The sequence below is a fragment of the Exiguobacterium sp. s150 genome, assembly GCF_018618435.1.
In the GTDB taxonomy this organism is placed as follows: Bacteria; Bacillota; Bacilli; order Exiguobacteriales; family Exiguobacteriaceae; genus Exiguobacterium; species Exiguobacterium alkaliphilum.
The window spans coordinates 44,890-59,792 of sequence record NZ_JACSMC010000005.1 but is presented as its reverse complement, the minus strand read 5'-3'; the positions used below and the strand labels follow the sequence as shown (position 1 = coordinate 59,792).

At 54.3% G+C, this 14,903-nt stretch carries 16 protein-coding genes and 2 pseudogenes; 6 read left to right on the top strand and 12 right to left on the bottom strand.

The window, feature by feature from the left end; all coding sequences use genetic code 11:
- The 3 genes and pseudogenes from KNP76_RS04510 (at position 1) to KNP76_RS04500 (ending at position 2,400) form a co-directional block, all read left to right on the top strand.
- Positions 1-1,175: pseudogene (locus tag KNP76_RS04510) on the top strand (MFS transporter).
- On the top strand, positions 1,172-1,552 hold the full coding sequence (locus tag KNP76_RS04505) for a VOC family protein (protein WP_214843006.1): 381 nt from the start codon (positions 1,172-1,174) through the stop codon (positions 1,550-1,552). The pseudogene KNP76_RS04510 and the gene KNP76_RS04505 overlap by 4 nt, the downstream one beginning before the upstream one ends.
- A gap of 14 nt (positions 1,553-1,566) precedes the next feature.
- Positions 1,567-2,400 carry a Cof-type HAD-IIB family hydrolase gene (locus tag KNP76_RS04500; protein ID WP_214843004.1) on the top strand — a complete coding sequence of 278 codons (834 nt, stop codon included), beginning with the start codon at positions 1,567-1,569 and terminating at the stop codon, positions 2,398-2,400.
- 45 nt (positions 2,401-2,445) lie between these two features.
- Here the strand turns inward: KNP76_RS04500 and fur are convergent, their stop codons facing one another.
- Together fur and KNP76_RS04490 are read right to left on the bottom strand one after the other, a co-directional pair.
- Entirely contained in the window at positions 2,446-2,925 is a 480-nt protein-coding gene (gene fur / locus KNP76_RS04495) for a ferric iron uptake transcriptional regulator (protein ID WP_034805116.1), read from the bottom strand.
- A gap of 113 nt (positions 2,926-3,038) precedes the next feature.
- Positions 3,039-3,569, bottom strand: coding sequence for an NUDIX domain-containing protein (locus tag KNP76_RS04490; RefSeq protein WP_214843002.1), 531 nt, complete (start codon positions 3,567-3,569; stop codon positions 3,039-3,041).
- A 77-nt stretch (positions 3,570-3,646) separates the two neighbouring features.
- Between KNP76_RS04490 and KNP76_RS04485 the strand changes: the two genes are divergently transcribed.
- Positions 3,647-4,477 carry an aldo/keto reductase gene (locus KNP76_RS04485; RefSeq protein WP_214843000.1) on the top strand — a complete coding sequence of 277 codons (831 nt, stop codon included), beginning with the start codon at positions 3,647-3,649 and terminating at the stop codon, positions 4,475-4,477.
- 3 nt (positions 4,478-4,480) lie between these two features.
- On the opposite strand, the gene KNP76_RS04480 is transcribed toward KNP76_RS04485, so the two are convergent.
- Positions 4,481-5,020: a PadR family transcriptional regulator gene (locus tag KNP76_RS04480; protein ID WP_211779342.1), complete on the bottom strand. Its 540-nt coding sequence runs from the start codon at positions 5,018-5,020 to the stop codon at positions 4,481-4,483.
- A gap of 99 nt (positions 5,021-5,119) precedes the next feature.
- On the opposite strand from KNP76_RS04480, the pseudogene KNP76_RS04475 reads away from it, so the two are divergent.
- Positions 5,120-5,464: pseudogene (locus tag KNP76_RS04475) on the top strand (thioredoxin family protein); the annotation flags it as partial.
- A gap of 28 nt (positions 5,465-5,492) precedes the next feature.
- Here KNP76_RS04475 and KNP76_RS04470 read toward each other — a convergent pair.
- The 9 genes from KNP76_RS04470 to KNP76_RS04430 all read right to left on the bottom strand — a co-directional run bounded on the left by KNP76_RS04470 (position 5,493) and on the right by KNP76_RS04430 (position 13,796).
- A complete protein-coding gene (locus KNP76_RS04470; RefSeq protein ID WP_214842998.1) occupies positions 5,493-6,428 on the bottom strand; it encodes an FAD-dependent oxidoreductase in 936 nt (311 codons plus the stop codon).
- Entirely contained in the window at positions 6,425-7,006 is a 582-nt protein-coding gene (locus KNP76_RS04465) for a CDP-alcohol phosphatidyltransferase family protein (protein WP_034818163.1), read from the bottom strand. Before KNP76_RS04465 ends, KNP76_RS04470 begins: the two co-directional genes overlap by 4 nt.
- Positions 7,007-7,017: 11 nt before the next feature.
- Positions 7,018-7,893, bottom strand: a complete 876-nt coding sequence (locus KNP76_RS04460) for an ABC transporter ATP-binding protein (protein WP_214842991.1) — start codon at positions 7,891-7,893, stop codon at positions 7,018-7,020.
- Positions 7,893-8,588: an ABC transporter permease subunit gene (locus KNP76_RS04455; protein ID WP_211779338.1), complete on the bottom strand. Its 696-nt coding sequence runs from the start codon at positions 8,586-8,588 to the stop codon at positions 7,893-7,895. Before KNP76_RS04455 ends, KNP76_RS04460 begins: the two co-directional genes overlap by 1 nt.
- Entirely contained in the window at positions 8,585-9,361 is a 777-nt protein-coding gene (locus tag KNP76_RS04450; RefSeq protein WP_214842989.1) for an ABC transporter permease subunit, read from the bottom strand. The genes KNP76_RS04455 and KNP76_RS04450 overlap by 4 nt, the downstream gene beginning before the upstream one ends.
- On the bottom strand, positions 9,348-10,517 hold the full coding sequence (locus KNP76_RS04445) for an ABC transporter substrate-binding protein (RefSeq protein ID WP_214842987.1): 1,170 nt from the start codon (positions 10,515-10,517) through the stop codon (positions 9,348-9,350). Before KNP76_RS04445 ends, KNP76_RS04450 begins: the two co-directional genes overlap by 14 nt.
- A gap of 19 nt (positions 10,518-10,536) precedes the next feature.
- Positions 10,537-11,283: an SDR family NAD(P)-dependent oxidoreductase gene (locus KNP76_RS04440; protein ID WP_214842985.1), complete on the bottom strand. Its 747-nt coding sequence runs from the start codon at positions 11,281-11,283 to the stop codon at positions 10,537-10,539.
- Positions 11,283-12,257 carry an MBL fold metallo-hydrolase gene (locus KNP76_RS04435; RefSeq protein WP_214842983.1) on the bottom strand — a complete coding sequence of 325 codons (975 nt, stop codon included), beginning with the start codon at positions 12,255-12,257 and terminating at the stop codon, positions 11,283-11,285. The genes KNP76_RS04440 and KNP76_RS04435 overlap by 1 nt, the downstream gene beginning before the upstream one ends.
- A gap of 102 nt (positions 12,258-12,359) precedes the next feature.
- Entirely contained in the window at positions 12,360-13,796 is a 1,437-nt protein-coding gene (locus tag KNP76_RS04430; RefSeq protein WP_214843116.1) for an NADP-dependent glyceraldehyde-3-phosphate dehydrogenase, read from the bottom strand.
- 222 nt (positions 13,797-14,018) lie between these two features.
- Here KNP76_RS04430 and KNP76_RS15985 point away from each other — a divergent pair, with 222 nt between their 5' ends.
- Positions 14,019-14,900 carry a chemotaxis protein CheV gene (locus KNP76_RS15985; RefSeq protein WP_034805146.1) on the top strand — a complete coding sequence of 294 codons (882 nt, stop codon included), beginning with the start codon at positions 14,019-14,021 and terminating at the stop codon, positions 14,898-14,900.
- The last annotated feature ends 3 nt before the right edge of the window (positions 14,901-14,903 follow it).

Below are 14,903 nucleotides of genomic sequence, written 5' to 3'. Positions count from 1 at the left end.
ATGAGCGGCTTTTTATTATTGACGGTGATTTATATCGCCTTTATTAGCTTAGGCCTCCCCGATGCGTTACTCGGAGTTGGTTGGCCATCGATGCGTGTAGAATTGAATGCGCCTCTGGCGATGGCGGGATGGATTTTTATGACCATCGCGGCAGGAACGATTATATCGAGTTTGTTCAGCGGGAAACTGCTCGAGCGGTTCGACACGAAACAAGTCACGTTTGGTTCAGGCGTCTTGACGGCCCTTTGTCTATTCGGTTTCTCTACCGCCCCGTCGCTCCCGTGGTTATTCGCCCTGTCGATTCCGCTCGGCCTTGGCGCCGGTGCCGTCGATGCCGCGTTGAATCATTATGTGGCCGAGCATTACGCGGCACATCATATGAACTGGCTCCACTGTTTTTGGGGAGTCGGGGCGACCGGTGGCCCGCTCATCATGGCTTCCTTGTTGGATGAGAACGGATGGCGCGACGGCTATCTCGTCGTCGCTTTGATTCAATTCGGTCTGGCATTCTTACTGTTACTATCCTTTCCTTTGTGGCGTCAGGAAGTAAATGCGACAAATCCAATCATCAGGATGAGGCGGCCGTGACCAAACTGGACCACACGCTTCCGCGCGGCTTGTCTTATGCGCTCGTCACGTTTCTCTTATACTGCGGCGTCGAGGCGCTCGTCGGTTTGTGGGCGAGCAGCTATCTCGTCCAAATGAAGCAGTTCTCGATTGCAACGGCCGCGACGTGGGTGTCGATTTACTACGGCAGCATCACAGTCGGACGATTGTTGAGCGGGTTTATGTCGTTCCGTTTTACGAATCGTCAGATGATTCGTCTCGGTCAATGCCTCGCCTTAATAGGAAGTCTCGTATTCGTCCTTCCGCTCAACGGTGCGATGATTGTCGGTCTCATTCTAGTCGGTCTCGGCCTTGCCCCGATCTATCCGAGTATGTTGCATGAGACGCCCGTTCGATTCGGTAGACAGCGGGCGAAACACTTGATGGGTTACCAAATGGCGTTCGCCTATATCGGGAGCACGTTCTTGCCTCCACTATTCGGCTTGATCGCCACGAAGTTGTCACTCGGCATCTTCCCAATCGTCCTCTTGTTCATCATGCTATTCATGCTGTTGAACACGGAGCGGTTGAACCACATCTTAACTAACCGACAGGAGGAGACCGTATGAACATTGCCCATGTCGCCATTTGGGTGGACGACCTAGACGTCATGCGTCGTTTTTATGAGACGTATTTTGAGGCGAAGGCGAATGACCTTTATCAGAATGAACAAAACCAGTTCGCTTCGTACTTTTTGACGTTCCCACAGTCAGACTGCCGACTTGAACTGATGCGCCGGGCGGATATTCAAAACCCGGGGCAAGAGACGCTCGGTTATGCCCACCTCGCCATCAGTCTCGGTAGCAAAGAAGAAGTCGACGTGATGACGCGACGTCTCGTCGACGACGGCTATGAGCGACTTGACGGTCCGCGTACGACTGGGGACAGTTATTACGAGAGCGTCATCCTCGATCCTGAATCCAACCGCATCGAGCTCACCATATAAAAGGAGATGGACAAATGATTCAAGCGGTTTTGTTAGACCTTGACGGCACATTATTGAACGACCAGAAGATGATCTCCCCAAAGACGAAAGAGACGCTCCTCTCGCTCCAAGCGAACGGTATAAGAGTCGTGCTCGCCTCGGGTCGGCCGAAGCGGGGCATCGAACCGTTCGCGACGGAATTGAAGCTCGAACAATACGGGGGGTTGATCGTCTCGTCGAACGGGGCATGTGTGACGGATGCGACGACCGGCGAGACGTTGTTTGAACAAGCAATCGACCGAGACGTTGCGCGCGCCATCCTCGACCATTTGACCGGCTTTGATGTCATCCCGATGCTTAACGATGAGACGTACTTGTACGTGAACGACGTGTTTTCTGGCATGCTTGAACTAAACGGGGAACCGTTCAACATCATCGAATATGAATCGCGTGGCGGACGGTTCCAACTCCGAGAAGAACCGCGTCTCGCAGATGCAATTACCTTCCCCGTCTATAAAATCCTCGTCGCCGGCCAACCGGACTACTTGCAGGCGAACGCGGACGAGATGTCGCGTCCGTTCAATGAACAAGTGACCGGAATGTTCACAGCGACGATGTATTACGAGTTCACAGATTACGGGATCGATAAAGCACGTGCCCTCGACCATGTGTTCCGACGTCTCGGCATCGCACGTGACCAGACGATTGCCTTCGGAGACGGTCATAACGACCGTTCCATGCTCGAATATGCAGGGATCAGTGTAGCGATGGACAATGCGGTCGATGCGATCAAAGCAATCGCGACCGACGTGACCCGCTCGAACAATGAAGAAGGCATCGCGCTTCACCTAGCCCGATATCTGTCTTAACAACAAAACCCGTACGCTCCAACTCGGAGCGTACGGGTTTTCGATTCATCCGTTAATGACGGCCTTATGGCCTTCAAGCGTGACACCTTTCGCTTGGCACACTTTACAGATTCCATGAAACGTCAGGCGATGGTCTTTAATTAAAAATTCGTATTTGCGTTCCACTTTTTTCTCGACTTCGACGAGCAAATCTTCCATGATCTCTTCGACTGATCCACATTCGACACAGACGAGATGGTGGTGGGAATGGTTCGCTCCTTCTGGTCTCAAGTCGAAGCGGGCTACGCCGTCTCCGAAGTTGACCTTATCGACGACACCGAGTTCAGTTAATAATTCAAGCGTTCGATAAACCGTCGCGAGCCCAATCTCAGGTGCGATTGCTTTGACGAGCATGAAGACGTTCTCCGCACTGAGATGGTCGGCCTCATTCTCAAGTAAAATGCGGACTGTTGATTCTCGTTGTGGAGTCAATTTATATCCTTTGGCGCTCAACTGCTGTTTAATTCGGTCGATTCGCGTTTCCATAAGGCGCCCCCTCTTTACAATAGTTCACTATTCAAAGCATACCGAAAAATGGCGTCATTTTCAAATTAAAATCATTACTAAGTAAGTGTATCATATGACAATTTAGATTAGAATTATTTTAATTTAGACAATTGCCACCATTGAATCGCCATAATCGTCTTGGCGTCAGTGATGCGCCCGCTCGCTAACAGCGCACTCGCCTCGTCGAACGTGAAACGTTCCACGTTCAAAAATTCGTCCTCGTCTAAATTCATCGCCCCTGCCGTCAGCCCGTGTGCGACGAACACATCCACCCGCTCGCTACAAAAGCCCGGGGCCCCGTAGAAAGAGAAAATCTTTTCAAGCGTCTCGGCTGTATAGCCCGTTTCCTCCTCGAGTTCACGTCGAGCGCTCGCGAGCACTTCTTCTCCTTTTTCGAGTTTCCCGGCTGGAATCTCGAGTGACATCGACTCGAACGCCTTCCGATACTGCTCGACAAGCACGATGCGATCGTCTTCATCGATGACGAGTACGGCGACGGCACCGTTATGGTAGACGAGCTCACGGACCGACGTTCCACCGTTTGGCAGTTCGACGACGTGCCTCTCGACGTCAAAGATTTTTCCTTCATAGATGACTTCACGTTCAATCGTTTTCTCGACCATATGTATATCCGCCTCACTTTTTGCTTTATACTTTGATTATGAGTGAAACAAGTAGACGGAACAAGGAGGAATTATGAATGGCAGAACTAGGTCTTGGCACGATGTCCATCTTGAAGCATGGTGAAACGGAAGCGAAAGCGATTTTAGAAGCAGCCTATCGTGCGGGGATTCGGCACTTCGACACCGCTGACGTCTATGACCGGTACAAAGTCGAGGAGATCGTCGGTTCGACGTTCGCCTCTCGTCGCGAAGAACTGTTTTTGACGAGTAAAGGCGGCAATGAACTGACGGCAGACGGGATGCGGTGGAATCCGCGGGCGAGCTATTTAGAGACGGCGCTCGCCGGCTCGCTCGAGCGATTGCAGACCGACTATTTAGATCTATACTACGTCCACGGCGGTACGATTGAAGATGATCTCGACGAGACGATCGCGTTCATGCGTGAACAGAAACAGCGAGGCGTCATCCGTCAAATCGGTTTGTCGTCCATCCGTCCGAACGTCATCCGTTATTGGCTCGAGCACGGCGAGCTCGACGTGTTGATGACGCCATATTCCTTGCTCGACCGACGCATCGAGACGCTCGAGCTCGACGTCCCAATCGTTGGCCGTGGTCCGCTCGCAAAAGGGCTGTTGACCGACGAATGGTCCGAACGCTTGGGTGAGAAAGGATTTGAGTCTTGGAACGAGGACGAGTTGCGCGACCTGTTGCCGACGTTGCCAAAACCGATCCAAGCGTACGCGCTTGCCGCGGCGAGACGAACGTGCGCCGTCGTCTTGCCGGGTGCTTCGTCGGTCGAGCAGCTTCAAGAGACGATTGACGCGTTTCATCAATCAATCGACGAGGACAAGCTCGACGACGTCTTGTCCCGTCTCCCGATTCATCTGTACACAAAACATGCGACCTGATCGTCAGGTCGCATTCGGAGCGCGTCGTTTCATTTCTTCAATGGCCCAATCGGCCCAACCTGCATAGTTTTCCATCATCCGAATCGCATATTCGCTCGTCAATAAATAACCGAGCGTGTCGTCTTCGGATTGATGGGCGGCTTGGAAAGTCCGGATTTGCTGGGCGACCTGCTCGTGATGGGCTTTCGTCTCCTCGACGTATCGAATCGCCTCATCGAGCGGAAGGAGTTGGAGCAGGCTCATCCGAAGCAAGTTCTCATCTTTCATCTTCGGTTGGAACGACGTCGGCTGCCGGAGCCAATCGATCAATTCCTCCCGTCCACGATCGGTGATTGAATAGATTTTCTTATCCGGCAAATCGTGTTGGGCGACGTGTTCAGATGAGACGAGCGCCTCGTCTTCCATCTTCAGTAACTCGCGATAAATCTGTGTATGATGAGCGTGCCAAAAATGAATCATTTGTGCTTTGAACGTCGCGTTCAAGGCGTAGCCGGTCGCAGGCTGATGGGTCAACAACCCGAGTAGTGCATGACGTAACGCCATAACCATCACCTATCCCTTGCGGTTCTATTTTTTTTAGTGTATCACATCTAGTGAACAGACCGAGAACGCCAATCGGTTGACGGACGCTCGAAAGACACAGACAATAAGATGGAAAGGGGAGATTCAACGATGAAACCGATTCAAACAGCAGCACAATTCCAAGAAGCGACGAAAGAGAACGGCATGGTCATCTTCACGACATCTTGGTGCCCGGATTGCCGTCGTCTCGATATGTATGTCGACGAACTCGTCAAAGACTATCCACAGTTCAATTGGTACGTCGTCGACCGCGACGAGTTACCCGAGCTTTCCGACGAACAAGAAGTACGTGGCATCCCGTCACTACTCTTCTATCAAGACGGCACGAAACAAGAACATCTTCACTCGGCGCACGCCAAGACGGAGATGCAAATCCGATCGTTCCTCGACACGTTGAACGTATAAACGACAAGACGGCTACGGCCGTCTTTTTTCATGAATGGAACCGTTTCAAGTAGCGTGAATCAATCAGCCGTTTCACATGATTTGGAAGACGTCCGTGCCACGTCCACTTCCCGTACGTCAACAACGCCTGTCCGGGTAGCGTCAATAAAATATTGAGTGACGTCCGCTCCCGGAACGGTCGGCGGTCTCCGAGCAAATAGGCGGCGACGTGTCGCCCGGAACGGACCGCATCGACGCCGCCGTTCAACCTTGAGGCCATGTCGCCGGTGATGAAGATTTGTTTATAGTCAGCGTGTCTCAAATAACGGTCCGTCTCTATGAACGCACCCGCCTTTGCGAGTCGAGCTTCTCGCCACCAACCATCGGGTACGACGCCTGACGCATCAAGGACGAGACCGTCTTGGAGCACATTCCTCTCGTATTTACGCAATACGAGGGTGACACCGCTCCTCACGAGGTGTCGCTTTATCGTCCGTTGCACACGGGCCGGCAAATCCGACAAGACGTCAGAGGCGTATAGCGTGACGTGACGTTTCGTCCGGATGCATGCGAAAGCGAGTTCGACGCCCGCCTTGCCGCCCCCGACAATCGTGACAGCATCGCTCGAAGCGATCTTTGCCAATCCTTCCTTCGTCATCGGCTTAATGTCCAGCCCGACACCACGGCTGACCGCTCCCGTCGCAAGGACGAGCACGTCATACGGGACCTCGCCCGTTTCTGTTTTCACGATGCGGCTGATCGGGTCAAGTGACACGAGTCGCGAAGCGATCGGTTTGACGTCTTGTCTCAAGTGAACGGTCGCGTCCGTCAGTTCTCCGGCGATGACTTGGGGGAAGGCACCGGTATAGATCGCTTCTTCCCCGCCGATATATTTGACGTCATACGACTTTTGCAACTCGTCGAATCGGTCCAGAATCTCAAGTTGGCCGTGCCCGAGACCGACGAGAACGAGACGCGGCTTCATCGTAAAATCCGCCGGGCTTCGAGCATCCGTTGAGAGATCGTCACCACTTCGAGAATCAAGAAAATCGTGGCGATGACCCCGACAAAGCTCGGGAACAAAATCATGAGACTGAACAAGATAAAGCATTCGGTCCGTTCGAGTATCCCCGGCTGATAATAAAACGTCTTTTCCGACCGACGAGAACTGCTCGCGCCGACGGCCAAAAACACCGTCATTGCCACGATGAACGAGGCAAGGAGCAACAGAAACACGGTCATATGCTCCGGGTACCGCAAAGCGAGCGCGATGACGACCGCGATTTCGACGAGACGGTCCACGACAAGGTCTAACACCGTCCCGAATCCTGTCTTCGAGGAACGCCGGGCCATCGTCCCATCCAATACGTCGAACAGTCCTGACAGCCATAACAAGATGACGGCCGTCCAGTGCATATCGTTATAGATGAAGAAGCCGACCGACACCCCGACGATGCCGCCGAGTAAGGTCACCTCGTTCGGCGTAAACTTCCATTTCAACAACCGATCGGCCCCGCGTTCGACGACGGGACGGACGATTCGGCTTCCATACGTATCTAACATAAAACCACTCCTTATTTTTTCCGTAACGAATACGCTCGGCCAGTCGTGTACGACACGTCCGACGGCAAGATCACATACTCCCCGTTCGAACGTCGATATTCACCGAGCCGGACACCGAACTTGACGAGATGACGGGTCAATTCGACCCGTTCCCCGTCCTCGTCGTCAAACACGCCGAATTGCGTCAGTGGATACATCTCGCCTTCAAATTCGATGAAATCACCGAACGTCGGTTCTGTCTCACTCAATTCTCGTGGTGTCCCGGTCGCATGAACCGTTCCGCCGTCGAGTAACGTGACCCGGTCCGCGACGAGCATCGCCTCTTCCCGGTCATGCGTCACGAGTAGCGCCGTCAGACCAAGCTCGCCTACCACCTCACGAATCAACTGTTGCAGCTCATACTTCAAATCGGGATCGAGGTTCGTGAACGGTTCATCGAGTAAAATCAGACGCGGGTCGGCGGCGAGCGCCCGGGCAAAGCTGGCCCGTTGTCCCTCCCCACCTGACAACGTGTGCACTTCATCGTCGTAACGGCCGGCGAGTCGGACGCGTGCGAGCCAGCGCTCTGCCTGCTCGCGTGAGCGGTCAGGGATTGCGAGCAACACGTTCTCGCCGACCGTCAAATGCGGGAACAAGAGCGGGGTCTGCGACAGCAACGTGATTTTCCGCTCGTGGGCCGGGACACCGAGCAGAGCCGCCCCGTTCCATGTGACGTTCCCTACATCCGGCGTCTCGAGACCGGCGATGATGCGCAACAGTGTGGATTTCCCGGACCCGCTCGTGCCGACAAGGGCGTGTATCTCCCCTTGCCGCACAAAAAAGTCGACGCCTGCCAACACGTCACGTCGTTTAAATCGCTTTTGTATGTTCGTCAATTGTAAGCCCATCATAACCTTCCTTTCACGAACTTCACCCCCATGCGCACCCCAAAGCCGATAGCGATATATAAAGCCGCCGGAATGAGAATCAAGAGCCACGTATGTTGTAACGCGAGCGCGATATCATTCCCCGCATAAACTTGATACAGCCTCGTCGTCACGGTCGGCACGAGTCCTGCCCCGATCAGTTGGACGAGGACGAACTGACCGAGCACGATCACCGTCGACATGAGGACAATCGTCTGTATCGTCCCGCTTAAAAGCGGGAACAAGACGACACGATACCGTCTGAGCGGCGGTAAAAATAGCGCCTGTTCGAACATCGGTCGCCCGATCACATACATCGCGTTATAGGCGAGCCGAATCGAGTACGGCAACGTCACGACGAGCAGCACGATGAGCACGCCGATGTCTGTACCGATGAGTCCGAACCGTGCGAGCGCGATATACATGCCGAACGTACCCGCGAGCGCCGGGATGAACAAAGGTAAAAAGACGAACCATTCGACGAACGTGCGCCACTTAGATTGTGTGAACAGGATCCACCACGCCGTCCCGAGGGCGAGCCATACGTTCAAACTCGCGATGACGACGACGTGGACGACCGTGTTGACGATCGCATCGTCCCAAACCAAGGTCGGCACGGTCGTGAGCAATCCAAGGAACGGCGACAAGATGAGCACGAGCACAAAGAAACGTCTCATCGTCTCACCCCTCTCTCAATTCGACGCCGGTGCCTCGCCGTCAATGCGTATGAAATCAATACGCCGACGAAGAGGAAGAGCGTCCAGATGAGGGCGACGGCATACGCCTCGCTCTCGTCCAAGAACAAGCCGGTCGTCAACCGGTCATAGGCAAGCACGCCGAAGAGTTTCGGAAACGTGACACCGAGGAGCGCCGGCACTTCGTACGCGAACGAGACGAACGCCACCAAAATCCAAAACGAGTCGAGGAGCGGCTTCATCAGAAATGGCCATTCCGCGACGGCGAACTGGCGCCAACGACTCAGTTGGAGCGTCTTCGCCATGTCGCGATAGCCGGCGTTCAGCTGGGCATACGTGCCGAGCACCATGAGAAAGACGAACGGGACTTCTTTCCATATATACGTCAAGATGACGACGAGATGATGCCGCTCATTCGATTCAATCAGTCCGTAAAACGGGAAGCCCCCGGCAAACAATAAATAAAACAAATACGCCCCCGCGATGTGCGGGACGAACAACGGCCACTTCAACCAAGTCAAGAGCCACGTCTGCCCCGTCACGTAGACGGCTCGGGCCGCTAACGTCCCGAGCACGAGCGAGAAGAACGTCGAGACGAGCGTCACATATAACGTGACGCCTAGACTCGCGCACCACGCCTCATCTTGTGCGAGTGCCACGATGTCGGTACCGACTGCCCCACGGAGTAAGAACAAAATCGCCGTGAGCGGCAACGATGTGACGATAAGGCTGACGAAGACGTTAACGCGCGACACGTGTCCAACCCTCTCGGACGAGGTCGATCACGTTCGGTCCATAGTCCGGGACTTGACGCTCGCTCAACCGTTCCGGGTCCGGATACGTGCGGCCTGCATCTAGCGATAAAAAGGCTTCCCGGTCACCCTCGTCGAGCTTCTCGAGGTCGAGTGACGTCCCATCACCCCAGTATGTGTCCTGTTGCTTCATGAGCTGGACTTCCGGGGCGAGCAATTCGTTGATGACGACGATGGCGCCGTTCGGGTTCGGTGCGTTGAACGGTACGGCAAGGAAGTGCGTCGAGGCGATGGAATGATCAAGCACGAGCGCGCGTGTGCTGTCCGGGAAGACGTCGGCGTTCACTTCCGCCTCAGCTCGACGTTCATTGAAGCCCATCGTCATCCAAACATCACCGTTTGCGTACAGTTGGTCCAGCTGGGCGAGCGACTTCGGATACGTCTCGCCTTGTTTCCACAAGTTCGGTGACCAGGCGACGAGTTCGTCCCAAAACGCTTCAGGAATCGTCTCCATGTCACGTAAAGACTCTCCATATTCCGCATATAGCAGATGACGGATAAAGGCGTTACCTGTGAAGTCCGTCACTTCAGGATACGTGAAACGGCCAGGATTTTCCTCGGTCCATCGAATGAGTTGTTCGAACGTTTCGGGCGGATTTTTGACGTAATCCGCATCGTAATGAAGGACGAATTGTACGTTGCCCCAGGCGACTTCGAGGCCATCGGTCGGCGTACCCGCATCGGTCGCTTGCGCCGTCTCGTTCAACAGTGACGCGTTCGGAATCCGCTCTAACAGGCCGCCTGTCAGCAAGTCCGCTTCGGCGGCGTTCCGGAAGTTGTCCCCGTTGATCCACATCAAATCGATGGTCCCGCGTTCACGGTCAGCCTGTTTGTCGAGCGACAGCTGTCGCACGAACTCGGCCGTATCCATCGGCACACGTTTCAACTCGATGTCGTGGGACGACGCGAGTCGAGGTGCGACGTATTCATCCAAGTAGCGGTTGATGCCTTCGTCACCGCCCCATAAGTAAAAGTTGACGGTCGTCCCTTTCGCGGTTTCGGTCGCCTCATCGTATGTCCCCGCGACCTCCGCACGTTCCTCGCCACACGCACTTAAAAACAAAACGAGCAAGAGCCCGGCTATACGTAATCGGTTCATTCATGTTCCCCCTAATTCTTTATTTTTTATCAAATCCCCGTTTTGCGAGCCGTTCGAACCAGACCGGGCACATCGCATACGCTTTTGCGCCTACATTCATCCACCACGGGGCGTTCACTTCTCGTTCGGACCGTTCAAACGCCTTGACGACGCGCCGGGCCAGGCGGTCAGGAGATAGCATGATTCGTTTGACGCTCTGTTCGTACCGCCCACTCTTGTCGGCCCGTTCAAAGAACGGAGTCGCGATCGGTCCCGGGTTGACGGTCAGCACGTGAATATCTCGCGGTCTGAGCTCGAGCCGGAGTGCATTTGAAAATTGGAGAAGGGCCGCTTTCGAACCGGCATAGACCGCCGACTTCGGCGTTGGCACTTTCGCTGCCTGGGAACAGACGTTGACGATCGTCCCACCAGCACGCATCCGCTTCGCACAGTCGCGTGACAGGACCATCGGCGCCGTCGCGTTCAACATCATCGTCTCTTCGATGACGGCTTTTGTTTGATCGACGACCGCATCGAACTCACCGATTCCAGCATTGTTCACCCAACCGTCAATCTGCCCGTAAGCCTGTTCGATATCAGACACGAGCGTGTCATAGCTCGTAATGATGTCGGCGACGTGCCAATTCGCCGATAAGGTTGTGCCGAGTTCTCGTAACTTTTCCTCGCTTCGCGCCACTAACGTCAACTTGTAACCTCGTTCATAAAAACAGTGCGCCAATGCGGCACCAAAGCCGCTAGACGCACCTGTGATCACGATATGTTTCATCATTCCACTTCCTTTGTCCGTTCATATGTCCATTTCCGGTCGACGAGAATTCGTTCGACGTGGCCACGTTCTTCGAGCAACGTCAGACGGGCGAACACTTCGCTGAAGACGAGCGGCATCGCCCGGCGCATCTTACGCCCATAAAGGCGCATCGACCAATCGAAGACGCTCAATCCGTCGACCCAATCGCCTAATAGTTGCTCGCTCCGGTCGTATCGCTGTGAAATTCGATTCTCGATCAACGGCATCGGGTGCAGAATCGGGTCGCCGTGCCCGCTCACGACGAGCTTCAACTCATACGTCCGCAGCTTACGGAGCGAATCGAGATACAAGAGCACCGGCGACGCAAACCCTTCCCCTTCATACGGTTGTTCGATGAGCGGGTTCGGTTCGACCGCGTCAATCAGATGGTCACCGGCAATCAAGACGCCGCCAGGTCCGATGAGTCCAAGCTGGTCGCTCGCATGACCCGGCAAGTGAATCGTCCGCCACGCCCCGTCCGGTGTGACGGCCTGACCGTCCTCGAACGTCATCGTCACGGTCGTCGGGCCGATCCAACGTAGCGCTTCCCGGTAGTCGGGCAGTTTGGCGACAATCGACTCGGGGGTGCCGAACGAATGGGCCAAATCGTGCAGAAATTGATTACCCCGCTTGATGAAGTTCGGTGTCTGCTCCAAGTAACGGACGAGTTTTTCATGACCATACACCGGAATCGCGGCGTCTCGAAGGCGCCACGCTTGTCCGGCATGATCGGCATGGTGGTGCGTCAAAAACAAGAAGTCGATCGACTCGAGCGACAGCTCCAACTCTGCGAGCTGTGCATTCAACGACGTCCACGCCTCTTCCGTATCCGGTCCGCAATCGACCATAAAGAACCGGTTCATATGTTCGACGATGTATACGTTCACGTTCCCGACTTCAAACGGCGTCGGTATGTCCAATCTAGCCAATTGGCTCGAAATCCAGTTCGCCACGTGCCCCCAACCCCTTCCACCTATCTCCACCCATTATACCCGTCTGAAAGATTGGATTTCAATGACACAAAAAAAGGAGAGGATGTCTCCTCTCCTGACAAATTATAAGTTGATGACCGTCACTTTATCGCGCGTCATCGTCTCGAGACTGCGTCCAATCCCTTGAACGCCGAGACCTGACTGCTTCACGCCGATGAACGGGAAGTGGTCAGGGCCGCGCTCTGTGCGTCCGTTCACTTGAACCGTCCCGACGTCGAGCTTGTCGGCCACAGTGAAGGCGTTGTTCACGTTTTGCGTGAACACACTCGCTTGAAGGCCGAACTCTGATTCGTTCGTAAGCTCAATCATCTCGTCAAGTGACGAGACACGGATGATCGGCAAGACCGGTCCGAACGGCTCTTCCCATGCGACACGCATCTCACGTGTGACGTGGTCAAGGAGCGTCGGGTGAAGCAAGTTGCCGTCGCGTTCGTTGCCGTGTACGACCGTCGCCTGCTTGTTGACGGCATCGTCAATCAAGCCTTGCACGTAATCCGCCGACTTCTTGTCGATGAGCGGCACGATGAAGCTATTGTCGACCGGCGAACCGACCGAGAGCTTCTCGACGCGCTCTTTCAACATACCGACGAGCTCGTCCGCTTGGTGTTCGAGCACAAAGACACGCTTGATCGCCGTACAGCGCTGTCCAGAGTACGAGAACGCACCGCTGACGATTTGATCGGCAGCAAGCGTGAAGTCGGCGTCTTCTAAGACGAGCGCCGGATCTTTCCCTCCGAGCTCTAAGACGACCGGTACCATCGAAGCTTGTTGAGACAAGTGTTGCCCTGTCCCCGTGCCGCCCGTGAACGTGATCATGTCGATGCCCGGATGCGACGTCAAATAGTCACCGATGACCGAGCCCCGTCCCGTGACGAGGTTCAAAAGACCGCTCGGAAGACCCGCGTCTTGAAGCGCCTCGACCATTTTCACCCCACTGATCGCGCCTTGTGTCGCCGGTTTGAAGACGACGGCGTTTCCTGTGATGAGTGCCGGTGCAATCTTGGCTGCCGCCAAGTTGACCGGATAGTTGAACGGCGAGATGGCGAGGACGACACCGAGCGCCTCTTTTTTAATGATTGCCATCTTGTTTTTCGAACCACCCGGGAACGAATCGCCTTGCATGAACCCGCCCGTGAAGCGAAGACCTTCTTCAGCCGTGTAACGGATGATTTCCGCTGTCCGGACGACTTCTTTCTTCGCGTCGCTCAAGTTTTTCCCGACTTCGCGCATGATGATTTGACCAATCTCATCGACACGCTCTTCTAACTTATCTGCCCATGCGTAAAGGAGTTCAGCACGCTTGTTGACCGGAAGCGCTGCCCACTCTTGTTGTGCACGTTTGGCGCCATGAATGGCTTCGTCGACTTCATCACGTGACATTGCCTGTACGCTGCCGACAACTTCTTCTGTATAAGGGGAAACGAGTTCAATCGTCTCGTTGGTTGTTGATTCCTGCCATTGTCCATTGATTAAATATGGATACGTGTTCATACTCATAATCTCTATCTGCCTCCTGAGTAAGCTTTGATATCTCGTTGCCATCCCCATTGTATGCAAAATTAATTCGGATGAACAACTATAAAGATTCAGTTTATGTAATGTAAACGGTTACGTGGCAACTTTTTGTGAAATCCGTCTCCAGATTGACACTTTTCAACTGAAGAGTCCGGCCCGTTCGACCGATAGAGAAGAAGAGAGTACGTGAACTAGGAGGGACTACGAATGAGCATGGACCATAACATTTTACTTGAAGCAGGCACGAATGAGCTCGAGATCGTCATTTTCCAATCGGGCCCGTTCATTTTCGGGATCAACGTCATGAAAGTCAGAGAAATCATCACAATGCTTCCGCTCACCCCGCTGCCGGGGACGCCGGAGGCCATCATGGGGCTCATCGAACTACGTGGAGAAGTGATGACTGTCATCGATTTGCCGATGGTCATCGGTCATCCGCGTGAAGTCGGCGAAGGCGACCGTTTAATCGTCTGTGAGTTCAACGGGGAGAAGTCGGTGCTTCGGGTCGATCAAGTGACCGAGATTAAACGAATCTCTTGGGAACAAATCGATACGCCGTCTGACTTGGCGCGCGGCATGCAAGGCATCACGAACGGCGTCGTCAAGACGGGCGACCAAATGATCATCTTACTTGACTACGAACGAATCGCCCTCGAATTGTCACGAAAAGATATCATGGCTCGGGAGTCGGTGAAACGCCTCGGTGCCCGTGAACGATCGCATAAACAGATTTGGCTCGCCGAAGACTCGGAGATGCTCCGTACGCTCATCATCGATACGCTCGACGATGCAGGCTATTTCAACACGACGATCTTTAATAACGGGAAGGAAGCACTCGAGGCGTTCGAGGTGGACGGGGCGAGTTGTGACCTGCTCATCACGGACATCGAGATGCCACAGATGGACGGCTTGCATTTGACGAAACGTCTCCGGGAGATGGAGCAGTACAGCGACCTTCCGATCATCATCTTCTCCTCGCTCATCTCGGACGATTTGAAACATAAAGGAGAGGCTGTCGGTGCGAACGCCCAAATCACGAAACCCGAAATCGGGATTTTGATTGCGACGCTCGACGAGTTTCTCGCTTAAGAC